The following is a 19234-nucleotide window of genomic DNA, read 5'->3' as shown; positions in this document are numbered from 1 at the left end:
TTACTCCGCACTTCGGGCAGGTCAGAAGTTGCTGTTGCTGGTGGTGTCGCCGGTGGGGCCGTCGTCGTCGGGCCCGCCACCGTCGAGGGCGAGGTCGAGGAGGTCCTGGAGGTCCATCGTGTCGATGGACCCTGCGGCGTCGGCGGCTTCCGGACCGGGGCCGGAGGCCGTGGTGTCGGGGGCGGCGAGCCTGAGGAGGGTGTCCAGGAGTCCCGCTTCGCGGATCCGGCCGATGGGGATACCGGCCAGGGTGCGGCGCAGTTCCGCGTCCTGCGGGTCGCTGTCCAGGTCCGTGACGGACGGAACACCCGTGGCGCCGTTGTCCCCGGGGAAGAGGGTGTGCAGCAGGTGGCGGGTGAGGGACTGCGGGTTGGGATGGTCGAAGACCAGGCTGGAGGGCAGTCGCAGGCCGCAGGCGACGCCGAGGCGGGTGCGCAGTTCGACCGCGGTGAGCGAGTCGAAGCCCAGGTCCTTGAAGGCCCGGTCGGGTGCGACGGCGTCCGCGGAGGGGTGGCCGAGGGCCGCGGCCGCGTGCTCGCGCACGAGGTCGAGGAGGGCCGTCTCCCGGTCGCCGCCGGACAGGTCCGTGAGGGTGCGCAGGAGGGCCGCAGCGGTGTCGGCCGCCGTGGCACCGGAGTCGGGGGCCGCTCCGCCGGGTGCGTCGCCGCGCAGTGCGTCGCGTACCTCGGGCAGGTCGCCGATGAGGGGGCGGGGGCGTGCCGCGGCGAACACCGGGGCGAACCGTGCCCAGTCGACGTCGGCGACGGTGACAGTCGCGTCCCCGCCGGTCAGGGCGCGTTCCAGGGCGGTCAGGTTGGTGGCGGGGGCGACGGGCGGCAGCCCGCGCCGGGTGAGCTGTTCCTCGGCGTCGCCCTCGGCGGCCATGCCGCCGTCCGCCCAGGGCCCCCAGGCGACCGCGGTGGCGGCGAGCCCGCGGGTGGCGCGGCGCTCGGCGAGCGCGTCGAGGAAGGTGTTGGCGGCTGCGTACGCCGATTGTCCGCCGCTGCCCCAGGTGCCGGCGATGGACGAGAAGAGGACGAACGCGTCGAGGGAGTCAGGCGTGTCGAACAGGGCGTCGAGGTGGACGGCGCCCGCGGTCTTGGCGGTGACGACCCGGGCGAAGCCGGGCAGGTCGGTGCCGGTACCGGGCGGCTGCGAGATGCCGGCCGCGTGGACGACGGCGCGTACGGGAGTGCCGTCGGCCGCCAGGCCCGCGACGAGCGTCCGCAGGGCGTCCCGGTCGGTGACGTCGCAGGCGGCCAGGGTGACGGCCGCTCCGAGCGCTTCGAGTTCCGAGCGGACCTCGCCTGCGCCGGGTGCGTCGGCGCCGGCCCGGCTGACGAGGACGAGGTGTCGCGCGCCGCGTTCGGCGAGGCGTCGGGCCACATGGCGGCCCAGGGCGCCCGTGCCGCCCGTGATGAGCACGGTGCCGTCCGGGGTCCAGCGGCCGTCGGTCGTGTCCGCCGGGACGGCGGCGCGTACGAGGCGTCGCACGAACGGGCCGGCTGCGCGCAGGGCGAGCTGGTCCTCGTCGCCGGCGGCGGTGAGGGCGGCGGGCAGCCGGGTCAGTACGCGTTCGTCACAGACCGCGGGCAGGTCGAGGAGTCCGCCCCAACGCTCGGGGTGCTCCAGCGCGAACACCCGGCCCAGGCCCCAGATCTGTGCCTGGGTGGCGCCTCCGAGGGTGTCGCCGGGGGCGGCGGCGACGGCGTCGCGGGTGACGCACCACAGGGGTGCGTCGGCGCAGCCGCTGTCGCGTGCCTCCGCGGTGGAGGTGAACTCCTCCGACGTGAGTACGGAGGTCAGGGCGTTGGTGAGGGCGAGCCCGACGGGGACTCCCGGGTGTTCGGGGTGCGGTCGTTCGTCCAGTGCCAGGAGCGACAGGACTGCGGTGACCGGTCCGGTGACGGGGTCCGCCGCGGCCTCGCGGAGCCGCTCGTCGAGGTGGGTGCGCAGGACCGTCGGGTCACCGTGGGCCATGTCGAGCGGGAGCGGCAGGATCGTGGCGCCTTGACCGCTCAGCCGGTCGGTCAGGGTGCGGACCCACGGGTCCGTGGCCTGCGGCGCGGATACGGCGACGAGCCAGGTGCCGGTGGTCGGCGTACCCCTGTCCCGGCCTTGGCCGGTCCACGGCTGCCAGGTGACGCGGTAGAGGAGCGAGTCGGCTTCCGCCTGCGCCTGCCGGTTCCGCCGCCAGGCGGAGAGGGCGGGCAGTACGGCGCTGAACGGCCTGTCGCCGTCGACGTCGAACTCGTCGGCGAGCGCCGTCAGGTCGGCCTGCTCGATGACGTCCCAGAACCGGGCGTCGGCCCCGTTCCCGTCGGCGGGCCCGGCCTGCGCCACCGCACCGGGGTGCGCGGCGGTGGGCTCGGGCCAGTGGCGCCGGGACTGGAAGGGGTAGGTGGGCAGGTCGACGCGCCGCGCGTGGTGCGCGATGGCGGCGAAGTGGGCCCGCCAGTCGAGGGCGACACCGCGGGTGTGGGCGTGGGCGAGGGCTGTCGTGACGGTGCCGGTTTCGCCCTCGGGGCGGCCGGCGCGCAGGACGGGCACGAGTGCGGCGTCCGCAGGGTTGGTGAGGCAGTCCTGGGCGAGGGCGGAGAGGATCCCGTCGGGCCCGAGTTCGAGGTACGTCGTCACCCCCGCGGCCTCCAGGGCGCGGACGCCGTCGAGGAAGCGGACCGTTTCGCGGACGTGCCGGACCCAGAACTCCGCCGAACCCATCTCACCGTCGGTGATCAGCGCGCCGGTCAGGTTGGAGACGACCGGGATGCGCGGAGCCCCGTACGACAGGCCCTCGACCACCTTGCGGAAGTCGTCGAGCATGCCGTCCATGTGCGGCGAGTGGAACGCGTGACTGACCGTGAGCCGCTTGGTCTTGCGGTCCGGGAAGGCCGCCACGACCGCCGTCGCCGCGTCCTCGTCACCCGCGATGACCACCGACTGCGGACCGTTGACCGCCGCGATGCTCACCCGGTCCGTCAGCAGCGGCAGAACCTCCGCCTCCGACGCCTGCACCGCGATCATCACGCCACCCGCCGGCAGCGCCTGCATCAACCGACCACGCGCCGCCACCAGCGTGCACGCGTCGTCCAGCGACAACACGCCCGCGACGTGCGCGGCGACGATCTCACCGATCGAATGCCCGGACACGAAGTCCGGCCGCACACCCCACGATTCGAGGAGCCGGAACAACGCCACCTCGACCGCGAACAACGCCGGCTGCGTGTACTCCGTCCGATCCAGCAACTCCGCGTCCGACCCGAACAGGATCTCCTTCAGCGGGAGTTCATGGGCGATCCGCTCGCACACCGCGTCCAGGGCGGCGGCGAAAACGGGATGCGCCTCGTACAGTTCCCGGCCCATGCCGAGGCGTTGGCTGCCCTGACCGGTGAACAGGAAGGCGGATGATCCGCCGGACACCGTCCCGAGGACCGTCCCCGGGGCGGGGTCGTCGGCCGCGAGGGCCGTGAGCATGCGGAGGAGGTCGTCGCGGTCACCGGCGGCGAACACCGCGCGGTGTTCCAGGCCTGCGCGGCCGGTGGCGAGGGAGTACGCGAGGTCGACGGGCTCGGCGCCGGACCCGTCAGCGGTGCGGGCTTCGGCCACGGGGAGCAACCGGGCGGCCTGGTCGCGGAGCGCCTGGGGCGTCCTGGCCGACAGGACGAAGGGCACCGGTCCGGTGGTCGGGTTCGTCGGTGCGGGAAGGTCGGTGTCCTGCGGTGCCTCCTCGATGATCGTGTGCGCGTTGGTGCCGCTGATGCCGAACGAGGACACCGCGGCTCGGCGCGGCCTCCGGTTCGCCGGCCAGGCCGTGGCCTCGGTCAGCAGGGAGATGTCGCCGGCCGTCCAGTCGACGTGCGGGGTCGGCTCGTCGACGTGGAGGGTGCGGGGAAGCGTCCCGTGGCGCATCGCCATGACCATCTTGATGACGCCCGCCACGCCCGCGGCGGCCTGGGTGTGGCCGATGTTCGACTTGACGGTGCCGAGCAGCAGGGGCTGTCCGTCGGGCCGGTCCTGGCCGTACGTGGCGAGCAGCGCCTGGGCCTCGATCGGGTCGCCGAGGCGGGTGCCCGTGCCATGGGCCTCGACGGCGTCGACGTCTGCGGCCGACAGGCCCGCGTTGGCGAGGGCGGCACGGATGACCCGCTGCTGCGAGGGCCCGTTCGGGGCGGTGAGGCCGTTGCTCGCACCGTCCTGGTTGACGGCGGAACCACGGACCACCGCGAGGACGGGGTGGCCGTTGCGGCGGGCGTCCGACAGCCGCTCCACGAGCAGCATTCCGACACCCTCACCCCAGCCCGTACCGTCGGCTGCCGCGGCGAAGGCCTTGCAGCGGCCGTCGGGCGAGAGTCCGCCCTGGTGGCTGAACTCGGTGAAGGTGCCCGGCGTCGACATGACGGTGACACCGCCCGCGAGGGCGAGGGTGCATTCGCCGGCGCGCAGGGCCTGGATCGCCCAGTGCAGGGCGACCAGCGACGACGAGCAGGCCGTGTCGACGGTGACGGCCGGGCCCTCCAGGCCCAGGACGTACGAGACGCGGCCGGACATGACACTGCCCGCGTTGCCGGTCATCACGTGGCCGAGGACGGCGTCCTCGTCGGCGGAGCCTTCCAGTTGGGCGTCGTAGCCGGTGTAGGCGGCGCCGACGAACACGCCGGCGCGGGTGCCGCGCAGCGACGACGGGTCGATGCCCGCCCGTTCGACCGCCTCCCAGGATGCTTCCAGGAGCAGGCGCTGCTGCGGGTCCATGGCGAGGGCCTCGCGCGGGGAGATCCCGAAGAAGTCGGCGTCGAACGAGTCGGCTTCGTACAGGAATCCGCCCTCGAAGGCCCGCCCCCGACCGGTCCGGCCGTCCTGACGGTCCTGGCCGGCGTACAGCTCGGCGGTGTCCCAACCCCGGTTTCCGGGGAGGCCGGCGATGGCGTCGCCGCCGGTCTCGACGAGCCGCCACAGGTCCTCGGGGTTGCCGACCCCGCCCGGGTACCGGCAGCTCATGGCGACGATCGCGATGGGGTCGTCGGCGTCGGCGGCCCGCCCGTGACCTTGGGCCGGGTGTCCGTCCCGCTCACCGGTGTCCGCTTCCTCGCCGAGCAGTTCGACGAGGAGGTGTCGTGCGAGCGCGGTGGGCGACGGGTGGTCGAAGACGAGGGTGGTGGCCAGGCGCAGTCCGGTGGCGGCGCCGAGGCCGTTGCGCAGTTCGACTGCGGTCAGCGAGTCGAAGCCGAGGTCCTTGAACGCTTTGGCGGGTTCGATGCGTTCGGCCGAGGCGTGGCCGAGTACGGAGGCGACCTGTGCCCGTACGAGTTCCAGCAGGGCCCGGTCCTGTTCGGGGCGGGTGAGGCCGGTCAGTCGTGCGGTGAGCGAGGTGCCGGCGTCGTCGCGGGTGTGCGCGGTGCGGCGTCCCGCCGGGCCCAGGAGGTCCCGGAACACGGGGGCCACGGGGCCGGGTGCGGCGGAGGCGCGCAGGGCGGCCGGGTTCAGTCGGGCGGGGACGAGGACGGGGCGGCCGGAGGCCAGTGCCGCGTCGAGGAGGGTCATGCCGTCGGCGGCGGAGAGGGCTCCCATGCCGTGCTGCTCCATGCGGCGCAGCTGGGTCTCGTCGAGTCCGCCGATCATGCCGCCGGGTTCGGCCCACAGGCCCCAGGCGAGGGAGGTGGCGGGCAGGCCCTGGTGGTGGCGGTGTTCGGCGAGAGCGTCCAGGTGGACGTTGGCGCAGGCGTAGTTGGCCTGGCCCGCGGCGCCGAGCGTGCCGGCGATGGCCGAGTAGAGGACGAACGCCGTGACGGGCAGGTCACGGGTCAGTTCGTGGAGGTGGAGTGCGGCGACGGCCTTCGGCCGCAGGACGGCGTCCAGGCGTTCGGGGGTGAGGGAGGCGATGACGCCGTCCTCAAGTACGCCCGCCGTGTGGACCACCGTGGTGAGGGGGTGTTCGGTGGGGATCTCCGCCAGGACGGCGGCGAGGGCGTCGCGGTCGGCGGCGTCGCAGGCGGCCCAGGTGACCTCGGCGCCCAACGCGGCGAGTTCGGCGGTGCGTTCGGCGGCTCCGGGGGCGTCGGCGCCGCGCCGGCTGAGCAGCAGCAGGTGGCGTACGCCGTGGGCGGCGGCCAGGTGGCGGGCGACGATCCCGGCGAGGCTGCCGGTGCCGCCGGTGATCAGGGCGGTGCCGTTCGGGTCGATGCGGACGCCGTCCGCAGGGCCCGCAGGGGCGGGGGGCGGGGTGCGGCGCAGGCGCGGCACGTGGACGGTCTCGTCGCGGAGCAGCAGCTCCGGCTCGCCGGAGTCGAGGGCGGCGGCGAGCAGGGCCGCGCCGGCCGGCTCGGTGAGGTCGGCGAGGTCGGTGACGTCGGCGAGGACGAATCGGCCGGGGTTCTCCGTCTCCGCGGACCGCAGCAGTCCGCGGATGGCGGCGTGCGGCAGGTCTGCGACGCCTTCGCCGGGCCCGGCGACCGCGCCGGCGGTCACGACGACCAGGCGGGACGTCTCGAACCGGTCGTCCGCCAGCCAGTCACGGGCCAGGCCGAGGGCCCGGTGCGCGGCCAGGTGCAGGGTTTCCGGCGTGGAGCCGTCGGCCTGTCGGTGGAAGGGAGCCAGGACGTACGCCGGTACGGGCGTGCCCGCGTCGATCGCGTCGGCGAGCTCCGCGAGGTCGGCGTAGCCGGGGGCCGGTCCGGTGCCGGTGGTGCCGAGGACCGCCCAGCGGCCTGCGGGTTCGGCCGCGGTCGGGGCGGCGGGAGCGGGCAGCGGCGTCCAGTCGAGTTGGAACAGCGCGTCGCGGACGACGGCCGGGCCGGGGGCCGTGCCACCGGTGTCGGTGGTCGCGGCGGTGAAGGGGTTCGGCGCGAGCCGGCCGATGGTGGCCACCGGGTCGCCGAGGTCGTCGGCGAGGTCGAGGGCGTACGTCCCGTCGCCGGCCGGCCGGACGCGTACGCGCAGGGCGCCCGCGCCGACGGCGTGCAGGGTCACGTCGGACCAGGTGCTTCCCGGTCCGACGCCGACGCCGTCGGATCCGTCGCCTGTCGCGGCACCGGTCAGGGCCACCGCGGCGTGCGCGGCGGCGTCCAGGAGGACGGGGTGCAGGCCGAACCCGGCCCCCTGCGGGGCGTCTTCGGGGAGGCGTACCTGTGCGAACCACTCGCCGTCGAGGTGCCAGGCGGCCTCCACGGCCCGGAACACCGGGCCGCGTGCGGGGGCGTGGGCGCCGTGACGCCCGTCGGTGGCGTAGAGGTCATCGGTGTCGACGGTTTCGGCGCCGGCGGGCGGCCACGGTCCGCGGGCGGCTGCCGGGGCGGTACCGGCCCCGGGGGTGAGGACGCCCCGGGCGTGGCCGGTCCAGCCGCTGTCGCCGACCGTCGCTCCGGCCTCGTCGTCCGGGCGGGAGGACACGGTGAAGGCGCGATGGCCGTCCTCGTCGGGAGTGTCGACGAGGACCTGGATACGGACGCCGCCGTCGGCGGGCAGCGCGAGCGGCGCGTCGAGCACGAGTTCCCGGACGGTTCCGCAGCCGGCCAGGTCACCGGCGCGTACGGCGAGTTCGACGAACGCCGCACCCGGCAGCACCGCCGTACCGGCCACGGTGTGCCCGGTGAGCCAGGGGTGGGTGCGGGCCGAGAGCCGGCCGGTGCACAGCACCCGGTCGGAGCCGGCCAGGGTGACGGCGGCGCCGAGCAGCGGGTGCGCCGCGGGGTCGAGTCCGGCGACGGCGACGTCGCCGGCCGTGCCGGTGGCGGGCTCCAGCCAATACCGTTCGTGCTGGAAGGCGTAGGTGGGGAGGTCGACGCGGCGGGCGCCGGTGCCCGCGTAGTACGCCGTCCAGTCGACGGCGGCGCCGTGCGCGTGGGCGCCGGCGAGCGCGGACAGGGCCGTCTCGGGCTCGGGCCGGCCACCGCGCAGCGTGGGGAGGAAAACGGCTCCGTCGCCGGTGACGCAGTCCTGGGCGAGGGCGGACAGGACGCCGTCGGGGCCGATCTCCACGTAGGTCGTCACGCCGGCGGCTTCCAGGGCGCGGACACCGTCGACGAACCGGACCGCTTCGCGGACGTGGCGGACCCAGAACTGTGCCGAGGCCATCTCGTCGGAGACGAGGGCGCCGGTCAGGTTGGAGACGACGGGGATGCGCGGGGCGGCGTACGTGAGTCCTTCCGCGACCTGACGGAAGGCGTCGAGCATGCCGTCCATGAGCGGCGAGTGGGAGGCGTGGCTGACCGCGAGCCGCTTGGTCTTGCGGCCCCGCGCCCGGAAGTCGGCCTCGATGCGGGCGGCGGCGTCCTCGTGTCCGGCGATGACGACCGACCGCGGTCCGTTGACGGCGGCGATGTCGACCCGGTCCGTCAGCAGCGGCAGGACCTCGTCCGGTGTCGCCTGGACGGCGATCATGGCGCCGCCGGGCATCTCCTGCATCAGCCGTGCCCGTGCGGCGACGAGCCGGCAGGCGTCGTCGAGCGGGAGGACCCCCGCGGCGTGCGCGGCGGAGATCTCACCGATGGAGTGACCGCAGAGGTAGTCCGGGCGCAGGCCCCAGCTCTCCACGAGCCGGAACAGGGCCGCTTCCACGGCGAACAGTGCGGGCTGCGTGTACTCCGTGCGGTTCAGGAGTTCCGCGTCGGCGGCGAACAGCACGTCCTTCAGGGGATGTTCGAGGTAGGCGTCCATGTGGCCGCAGACGTCGTCCAGGGCGGCGGCGAACACCGGGAAGGTTTCGTACAGTTCGCGACCCATGCCGAGACGCTGGCTGCCCTGCCCGGTGAACAGGAACGCGGTCCGGCCCTCGGTGGCGGTGCCCGTGATCAGGCCCTGCGCCGTCTCGCCCGCGGCGAGCGCCGCCAGTACCGTGTCGAGACCGGCGTCCGTACGGGCGAGGAGGACCGCGCGGTGCTCCAACGCGGCGCGGGTGGTCGCGAGCGAATGCCCGACGTCGAGCGCCGGGACGTCGGCGGCCCCGCCGGCGCGGGCGGCGATCAGTCGTGCGGCCTGGGCGCGCAGCGCGGTGATGCTGCGGCCGGACAGGGTCCAGGTCAGGAGCGCCGGCCGTACCGGACCGGTGGCGGGCTCCGCGCCGGCCGGGGCGTCGGCCTGCGCCGGCTCCTCCTGGGGGGCTTCCTCGATGATGGTGTGGGCGTTGGTGCCGCTCACGCCGAACGCGGAAACGGCCGCGCGGCGGGGTGCGCCGGTCTCGGGCCAGGCCATCGGTTCGGTGAGCAGCGACACCGCTCCGGCCGTCCAGTCGACGTCGGGGGTCGGCTCGTCGACATGGAGGGTCTGCGGCAGGACGCCGTGGCGGATCGCCATGACCGTCTTGATGATGCCGGCGACACCGGCCGCGGCCTGGGTGTGTCCGAGGTTCGACTTCAGGGAACCCAGGCGCAGCGGCCGGCCGGCCGGGCGGTCCTGCCCGTACGTGGCGAGGAGCGCCTGCGCCTCGATGGGGTCGCCGAGACGGGTGCCCGTGCCGTGCGCCTCGACGGTGTCGATCTCGGCGGCGGAGAGCCGGGCGTTCTCCAGGGCCTGGCGGATGACGCGCTGCTGGGCGGGGCCGTTGGGGGCGGTGAGCCCGTTGCTGGCGCCGTCCTGGTTGACGGCGGAACCGCGGACCACGGCGAGGACGGGATGGCCGTTGCGGCGGGCGTCCGACAGTCGTTCGACGAGGAGTACGCCGACGCCTTCGGACCAGCCGGTGCCGTCGGCGGCGGCTGCGAAGGACTTGCAGCGGCCGTCGGCGGCGAGACCGCGCTGGCGGCTGAACTCGACGAACACGTCGGGGGTGGGCATCACGCACACGCCGCCGACGAGGGCGAGCGAGCACTCGCGCTGGCGCAGGGCCTGACCGGCCAGGTGCAGGGCCACGAGCGACGACGAGCAGGCCGTGTCGATGGTGGCGGCGGGGCCCTCCAGGCCCAGGACGTAGCTGACGCGGCCCGACAGCACGCTCGTCGCGCCCCCCGTCAGCAGCAGCCCCTCCAAGCCCTCGGGGACCTCTTTGAGGTCGGCCCCGTATCCCATGGCGCCCGCGCCGATGTAGACACCCGTGCGGCTGCCGCGTACGGACGCGGGGTCGATCCCGGCGCGTTCGAAGACCTCCCAGGAGGTTTCCAGGATCTGGCGTTGCTGCGGGTCCATGGCGAGGGCCTCGCGCGGCGATATGCCGAAGAATCCGGGGTCGAACGCGGTGGCGTCGGCGAGGAAGCCACCGCCGGTGTTGTAGAAGGTGCCCTTGCGGTCGGGGTCCGGGTCGGCGAGGGAGGTGATGTCCCAGCCGCGGTCCTCGGGGAACCCGGTGATGGCGTCGCCGCCTTCGGACACCAACCGCCACAGGTCCTCGGGCGACCGCACCCCGCCGGGAAAGCGGCAGCTCATCGCGACGATCGCGAGGGGTTCGTGGGCGTCCTGCTCGACCTCCTGGAGACGGCGGCGGGCCCGCCGCAGCTCCGTGGTCATCCACTTCAGGTTTTCGAGAAGCTTTTCTTCGTTCACGCCGGCCACTGGAACGTCACCTCCTGGAGAAATGCGGATTGCATGCGGACTGCGGCTGAGAATTCAACGAACGCGTCGATTCCACAGCCCGTCGAATACGGCAGGTTCGGCATATTCGACGGATTCGACGGATTCGACGGGTTCGATGGGGGCATCGGATCGGGCATCAAGGTCAGGCTTTTCCGAATTCGTTGTTGATGATGTCGAAGAGGTCCTCGGCGGATGCCGATTCGATGACCGTTTCCTCGTCCTCCTGTGCGAGCGCGGCCCGTTCCGTCCTGTTCCAGTTCGCCAGGAGCGCTTCGAGCCGTGCCGTGACGCGGGCCCGTTCGCCTGCGTCCTCCTCGGGTACCGAGGAGAGGGCGAACTCCAACTTGTCGATCTCGGCGAGCGCCGGGAGGACGGGCTCCGTGTCCCCGCCGAGGAGTTCCGCGTGGATGTGCGCGGCCAGGGCGGCGGGCGTCGGGTGGTCGAAGACGAGGGCGGCGGGCAGTCGCAGTCCGGTCGCCGCCCCGAGGCGGGTCCGCAGTTCGACGGCGGTCAGGGAGTCGAAGCCCAGCTCCTTGAAGGCGCGTCCCGCCTCGACCGTGCCGGCCCCGTCGTGCCCGAGGACCGCCGCGACGTGCGTACGGACCAGGGTGAGCAGGATCCGTTCGGCCTCGTCCGGGCTCGCGCCCCGCAGTTCGGCCGCCAACCCGTCGACGGCGGCCGCGGTGCCGTCGTCGCCACCACCGGCGTGCTCCTCGGCATCGCGTACCCGGCGCACCTCGGGAAGGTCGGCGATGAGCGGCCGCGGCCGGGCGGCCGTGAAGGCCGGGACGAACAGGTCCCAGTCGACGTCGGCGACCGTCACGGTCGTGTCGTCCGCGTCCAGCGCCTGCTGGAGCGCGGCGACGGACCGGGCGGGGGCCATCACCGGCAGGCCGCGACGCCGGAGTTGCCCGGCCGCCTCGTCGTCGGCGACCAGCCCGCCCTCGCCCCACGGTCCCCAGGCGACGGCCGTGGCCGTCAGCCCGCGGTCGCGGCGCCGCTGCGCCAGGGCGTCGAGGTGGGCGTTGGCCGCCGCGTAGGCGCCCTGCCCGCCGCTGCCCCACACACCGGCGATGGAGGAGAAGAGCACGAAGGCGTCCAGCTCCGTGTCGCCGAGCAGCTCGTCGAGGTGCTCGGCCCCCGACACCTTGGCGGCGAGGACCGCGGCGACCTCGTCCGGCGCCGTCGTGGCGAGCGGCGTCAGCTGACCGACGCCTGCCGTGTGGAAGACGGCGCTGAGAGCCGGCGTCGAGGTGTCGTCCCGCAGCGTGGTGAGGAGCTCGGCCACGGACCGCCGGTCGGTCACGTCGCATGCGACGGCCGTGGCGCGGGCACCCAGTTCGGCGAGTTCCGCGACGAGCGCCCCGGCGCCGGGCGCCTGCGGTCCGCGCCGCCCGACGAGCACCAGGTGCTCGGCGCCGTGCGCGGCGAGCCAGCGGGCGACGTGCGCACCGAGCGCACCCGTACCGCCGGTGACCAGGACGGTCCCGCGGGTCCGCCACGGAGCCCGCGCCGCGGTGGCGGGCGAGGGGGCGGCGGTCGAAGCGCCCGCCGGCGCCGCGGTGTCCGGCGACGCGGCGTGCTCGATGCGGCGCACGAGGAGACCCGCGGACCGTACCGCGATCTGGTCCTCGTGGGTCCGCCCGGCAGCCCCGCCCAGTACGGACAGCAGCCGGTCGAGCGTCCGCCCGTCCACGCCGACCGGCAGGTCCACCAGACCACCCCAACGCTCGGGGTGTTCGAGGGCGACGACCCGGCCGAGCCCCCAGACCTGCGCCTGGGCGGCGCTGCGCACCCGGTCGACGGGGCCGGTGGCCACGGCACCGGAGGTCACGCACCACAGCGGCGCGTCGATGTCGGCGTCACCGAGAGCCTGTACCAGGGTTCCGGTCAGCAGCAGGCCCGCCGACGCCGCAGTGTGCGTCGCGTGGGGGGCTTCGGCGAGTGCCAGCAGCGACACCACACCGTCGGCCCGGTTCCCCGCCAGCGCCGAACGCAGCCGGTCGGCGGCGGCGGCCCGGCCCGTGTCCGCGGGGTCGAGGGCGACGTCCCGAACGTCCACGCCCCGCGCCCGCAGGGCGTCCGCGATCCCGGGGAGCCCGGCCCCGTCGCCGGTCGCCGCGGTGACGACCAGCCACGTTCCGGCGGGCCGGGCGGCGGTGTCCGGAGCGGCCAGGGCCTTCCAGATGACCCCGTACCGCCACGTGTCGACGACGGACCGCTCCGCGCGCTGCCGCCGCCAGGCGGACAGGGCCGGCAGCAGGGCGCTCAGCGGCTGGTCGGCGTCGATGTCCAGGGCCGCCGTGAGGGCGGCGAGGTCATCGTTCTCGACGGCCTCCCAGAACGGGGCGTCGACCACACCACCACCGGCGACGCCGGGCCCGTCCGCCGCGGGGCGGGGAGCCTCCTCCAGCCAGTACCGCTTGCGCTGGAAGGCGTACGTCGGCAGGTCGACGCGTCGGGCACCCGTACCGGAGAAGTACGCCGACCAGTCCACGGAGACACCGTGGGCGTGAGCGCGCGCCAGAGCCGCGAGGATCGCCTCGGCATCGGCGCGGGCCTTGCGGAGCGCGGGCACGAACGTGGCCGTGGACCCGGCGGTGACGCATTCCTGGGCGAGGGCGGAGAGGACGCCGTCGGGGCCGAGTTCGACGTAGGTGGTCACGCCGGCGGCTTCCAGGGCGCGGATACCGTCGAGGAAGCGAACGGCTTCACGGACGTGCCGGACCCAGAAGTCGGCCGAACCCATCGCACCGTCGGTGACCAGGGCGCCCGTCAGGTTCGAGACGACCGGGATGCTCGGCGGGGTGAAGGTCAGGCCGTCGACCACCTTGCGGAAGTCGGCGAGCATGCCGTCCATGTGCGGCGAGTGGAACGCGTGGCTCACCGTGAGCCGCTTGGTCTTCCGGTCCGGGAGGGCCGCCACGACCGCAGCCGCCGCGTCCTCGTCACCCGCGATCACGACCGACTGCGGACCGTTGACCGCAGCGATGCTCACCCGCTCGGTCAGCAGCGGCAGGACCTCGTCCTCCGACGCCTGAACGGCGATCATCACGCCACCGGCCGGCAGCGCCTGCATCAACCGGCCGCGAGCCGCCACGAGCACGCAGGCGTCGTCCAACGACAGAACACCCGCCGCGTGCGCGGCGGAGATCTCACCGATCGAATGCCCGGACAGGTAGCCCGGCCGCACACCCCACGATTCGAGGAGACGGAACAGCGCGACCTCGATCGCGAACAACGCCGGCTGGGTGAACCGCGTCTCGTCCAGCAGTGCGGCATCCGACCCGAACAGCACCTCCTTCAAAGGCAGTTCGAGGAGTCCGTCCATGCGGGCGCAGACGGCGTCCAACGCGTCCGCGAACACCGGGTGGGCGTCATACAGCTCCCGCCCCATCCCCAACCGCTGACTCCCCTGCCCCGTGAACAGGAAGGCCACATCGCCACCACCGGTGGCCGTTCCACGCACCGATCCCGCCGACTGCGCACCGGCCGCGAGGGCCTTCAGCGCTGCCTGGAACTCTTCCCGCTCCTGCGCCACGACGACGGCCCGGTGTTCGAGCGTCGACCTTGACGTGGCCAAGGAGTAGGCCACATCGACGGGTTCGAGGTGTTCGTCGGACGCGATCCACGCCGCCAGCCGCTCGGCCTGCACGCGCAGAGCCGCGTCGCTCTTCGCCGACAGAACCCACGGCAGGCCCCCCGAACGGCCCTGCGGCAGAGGCGATGCCTCGGCCTCACCCTGGACGTCCGGCGCCTGCTCGATGATCGTGTGGGCGTTGGTCCCGCTGAAACCGAACGAGGAAATACCCGCCCGCCGCGGACGACCGGTCTCCGGCCACTCCCGCCGCTCCGTCAGCAACCGCACCTCACCCGCGGTCCAGTCGACGTGCGGGGTCGGCTCATCCACATGCAGCGTCTGCGGCAACACCCCGTGCTGCATCGCCAGAACCATCTTCATCACACCCGCCACACCGGCCGCGGCCTGCGTGTGCCCGATGTTCGACTTGATCGACCCGAGCAACAACGGCTGCCCCTCGGCCCGCTCCTGGCCATACGTGGCAAGAAGCGCCTGCGCCTCGATCGGGTCCCCCAGCGTCGTGCCCGTACCGTGCGCCTCGACGGCGTCCACGTCGGCGGCCGACAGGCCGGCACCGGCCAACGCCGCACGGATCACCCGCTGCTGCGACGGCCCGTTCGGCGCGGTCAGACCATTGCTCGCACCGTCCTGATTGATCGCCGAACCACGCACCACCGCGAGGACGGGGTGCCCGTTGCGGCGCGCGTCCGACAGCCGCTCCACGAGCAGCATGCCGACACCCTCACCCCAACCCGTACCATCCGCACCCGCCGCGAACGCCTTGATCCGACCATCGGCCGCAAGGCCACGCTGACGGCTGAAATCGATGTACGCACCCGGCGACGACATCACCGTCACACCACCGGCCAGGGCGAGCGAGCACTCACCATTGCGCAGCGCCTGCACCGCCCAGTGCAACGCCACCAACGAAGCCGAGCACGCGGTATCCACCGTCACCGCCGGACCCTCAAGCCCGAACGCATACGAAAGACGCCCCGACACGACACTCGCCGCGTTGCCGGTACCGAGGAAACCCTCGATGCCGTCCGGCACGGATTGCAGCATGGATCCGTAGTCCTGGCCGTTGGTGCCGACGAAGACACCCGCCTGGGTTCCACGCACCGCGGCCGGGTCGATACCGGCCCGCTCGAACGCCTCCCACGAGGTTTCCAGCAGCAGGCGCTGTTGCGGATCCATCGCAAGAGCCTCACGCGGCGAAATACCGAAGAAGTCCGCATCGAACTCCGCAGCGTCATACAGGAACCCGCCCTCACGGGCATAGAACGTCCCCTGCTGATCAGGATCCGCACTGTAAAGACGATCCAGATCCCAACCACGGTCGACGGGGAACTCACCGATGGCGTCACCACCACTCGACAACAACCGCCAAAGATCCTCCGGAGTACGCACCCCACCCGGGAAACGGCAACTCATCGCCACGATCGCGATCGGATCATCGTCGACAACCTTGCCCACGACAGCCACGGGACCCGCGATGTCCACCTGAGAACCGAGGAGTTCGTCCCGCAGGAACCGGGTCAGGGCCGAAGCCGTCGGATAGTCGAAGATCAGTGTCGCGGGGAGCGTCACGCCCGTCGCCGCACCCAGACGGTTGCGCAGTTCGACAGCGGTCAGCGAGTCGAAGCCCAGTTCCTTGAAGGCCCGCTCCGCACCCACCGCCTCCGAACCGTCGTGTCCCAGGACTGCCGCTACTTGCGTACGGACCAGCCCGAGCAACTCACGCTCCAGCTCCACCGCACCAAGACCGGCCAGCCGATCGACCGGTGAACCGGCCGCCCCGGACCGGTCGGCGGTGGAGCCGCCGGCACGGGTCTCCACCAGTTCGGCGAAGAGGGCGCTGGGACGCACGATGGTGAACGCCGGCCCGAAGCGGTCCCAGTCCACGTCCGCGACCAGCAGAGCCGCGTCGGTCGAACCGGACACGCTCTGTCGCAGCACGGCCATGGCCGTCTCCGGCGCCATCGGCGGCAGACCCTCCCGCCGCATCCGGGCGTCCATCGCGTCATCCGCCGCCATACCGCCCTCCGCCCAGGGACCCCAGGCCAGGGAAGTCGCAGCCAGGCCGGCGGCACGCCGCTGCTCGGCCAGGGCATCCAAGTACGCGTTGGCAGCGGCATAGTTGCCCTGCCCGGCGGAGCCGGTCATACCGCTCATCGAGGAGAACAGGACGAACGCCGAGAGTTCGATACCGAGCTCGACGGTCAACTCGTGCAGGTTGAGCGCGGACGTGGCCTTGGCCCGCAGTACGCTCTCGAACCGCTCCGGCGTCAACGCGTCCAGAACGCCATCGTCCAGGATCCCCGCGGTGTGGATCACCGCGGTCAGCGTCTCCGCCTCCGCCGCGAGGAGGGCACGCAGCGCGTCCCGGTCGGCGGCATCACACGCCACCACCGAAACCTCCACACCCAACGCCGACAGCTCCGCCACCAGCTCACCGGCACCCGGGGCATCCGCACCCCGCCGGCTGGTCAGCACCAGGCGCTCCGCACCCGCGTCGGCCAGCCACCGAGCGACCCGGCCACCCAGAGCACCCGTACCACCGGTCACCAAAACCGTCCCGGACGGAACCCAGGAGGGGTCGCCCTGAACGGCGGCGGCACGGACCAGACGACGCCCGAACACACCGGAGGAACGAACCGCGACCTGATCCTCACCGGTGGCGCCACCAGCCAGGACACCCACCAGACGGGCCATGGCCCGCTCGTCCCACACCTCGGGAAGATCGACCAGACCACCCCAACGCTCGGGCGCCTCCAGGGCCGCGACCCGACCCAGACCCCACACCTGCGCCTGAACCGGCGACACGAGTCGATCCGAACGACCCACACTCACCGCGCCCCGGGTCAGGCACCACAGCGGCGCCTCCACCCCGGCATCACCGAGCGCCTGGACGAGGGCCGCAGTGGAGATCACCCCGGTGGCATCGTCCAGGGCGAGGAGCGACAGCACGCCACCCACCGAACCGACGGCCTCGGCGGCCTCCGCAAGCTGTCCGGCCAGCGCAGTCCGGTCCGCACCGGCCTCGACCACGACCCGACGCACCTCGGCGCCACGCCCTGCCAGTGCGCCTGCCACAGCGGAGTCGTCCATGCCCACGCCGGGGACCAGGAGCAGCCACACGCCCGACAGGCCGGCGCCGGTTGCGGAGTCCGCCAGCGGCTTCCACGACACCCGGTAGCGCCAGGCGTCCACCTCGGAACGGGTCCGCAGCCCGCGGCGCCAAGCCGACAGGGCGGGCAGAGCCGGCAGGACCGTGCCCCAGGCGTTCTCGTCGTCCAGGTCCAGGTCCAGTGCGGCGGCGAGCGAGTCCATGTCCTCGCGCTCCACCGCGTCCCAGAAGCGGGAGTCCACGTCATCGGCTGCGCCCCTGCGGGACGCCGACGGCATCTCCAGCCAGTAGCGCTGTCGCTGGAACGCGTACGTCGGCAGCTCCACGCTCCGGGCATCCGTACCGGCGTAGAACTTCGACCAGGCCACCTCGACACCACGCACGTGTGCCCGAGCGATGGCGGTGACGAGCGTCTCCGCCTCACGGCGCGTCGCCCGCAGAGCGGGAACGAGGACGGCGTCGGCCTCGCCGGTGAGGCATTCCTGTCCGAGTGCGGACAGGATCCCGTCGGGGCCGAGTTCGACGTACGTCGTCACCCCGGCGGCCTCCAGGGCCCGCATGCCGTCGAGGAAGCGGACGGCCTCGCGGACGTGCCGGACCCAGAACTCCGCCGTACCCATCTCACCGTCGGTGACCAGGGCGCCGGTCAGGTTCGAGACGACCGGAATGCTCGGGGCGGCGAACGACAGCCCCTCCACCACCCGGCGGAACTCGTCGAGCATGCCGTCCATGTGCGGCGAGTGGAACGCGTGGCTCACCGTAAGTTGCTTGCTCTTGCGGTCCGGGAGGGCCGCCACGACCGCAGCCGCCGCGTCCTCGTCACCGGCAATCACCACCGACTGCGGACCGTTGACCGCCGCAATGCTCACCCGCTCGGTCAGCAGCGGCAGGACCTCATCCTCCGACGCCTGAACGGCGATCATCACGCCGCCCGCGGGCAGCGCCTGCATCAACCGGCCACGCGCTGCGACGAGCGTGCACGCGTCCTCCAGGGAGAACACGCCCGCGACGTGCGCGGCGGCGATCTCGCCGATCGAGTGCCCGGACAGGACGTCCGGCTTCACGCCCCACGATTCGAGGAGCCGGAACAGCGCCACCTCGACCGCGAACAGCGCCGGCTGCGTGAACCGCGTCTCGTCCAACAGACCCGCATCAGACCCGAACAGCACATCCCTCAGCGGCAGTTCGAGATCCATCCCCGCACACACCGCATCCAACGCGGCTGCGAACACCGGGTAGGCGTCATACAGCTCACGCCCCATCCCCAGCCGCTGGCTGCCCTGACCGGTGAACAGGAAGGCGAGCTTCCCGCCGACCGGCGAGCCCGTTACGAGCCCCGACGTCGAGCGACCCTCGGCCAGTGCTTCGAGGCCGGACAGGAGTTCTTCACGGTCCGTGGCGACGATGGCGGCGCGGTCCTCGAAGGAGGCCCGGCCCGCCGTCAGCGACCACGCGACATCGGCCGGACGCACGTCCGGCGTCGACAGGACGTACGACCGGAGCCGGCCCGCCTGCTCCTGGAGCGCCTCCGCGCCCTTCGCCGACAGAATCCACGGCGTCACCGGAAGCGAAAGCGGCTTGTCCGTCTCGGACTTGGGCTCCACCTCGACCACGGACGGTTGTTCGATGATGGTGTGGGCGTTGGTGCCGCTGATGCCGAACGAGGAAATACCCGCACGACGCGGACGGCCCGTCTCCGGCCACTCCACCGCATCCGTCAGGAGACTGACATCGCCGGCCTCCCAATCGATGTGCGAGGACGGCGCGTCCACATGCAGCGACCTGGGCAGAACCCCGTGTCGCATCGCCATCACCATCTTGATCACACCCGCCACACCCGCCGCGGCCTGCGTGTGCCCGATGTTCGACTTGATCGAACCCAGCAGCAACGGCTGTCCCTCGGCACGCCCCTGCCCATAGGTGGCAAGAAGTGCCTGCGCCTCGATCGGGTCCCCGAGCCGGGTTCCCGTACCGTGCGCCTCCACCGCGTCCACATCGGCCGTCGACAGACCCGCACTCGCCAACGC

General features: G+C 73.1%; 2 protein-coding genes. Both read right to left on the bottom strand.

Annotated elements, in window-relative coordinates; translation table 11 throughout:
• Positions 1-21 precede the first annotated feature (21 nt).
• Complete coding sequence (locus ACZ58N_RS37725) at positions 22-10476, bottom strand: type I polyketide synthase (RefSeq protein WP_471169811.1); 10455 nt, start codon at positions 10474-10476, stop codon at positions 22-24.
• Between the two features lie 163 nt (positions 10477-10639).
• Positions 10640-19234: type I polyketide synthase (locus ACZ58N_RS37720; RefSeq protein WP_471169808.1), on the bottom strand; the 8595-nt coding region annotated here is incomplete at its 5' end.

Source organism: Streptomyces sp. NPDC040432, from assembly GCF_055595445.1.
The sequence above is the reverse complement of the archived record's forward strand: the minus strand, read 5'-3'. Positions and strand labels throughout refer to the sequence as shown.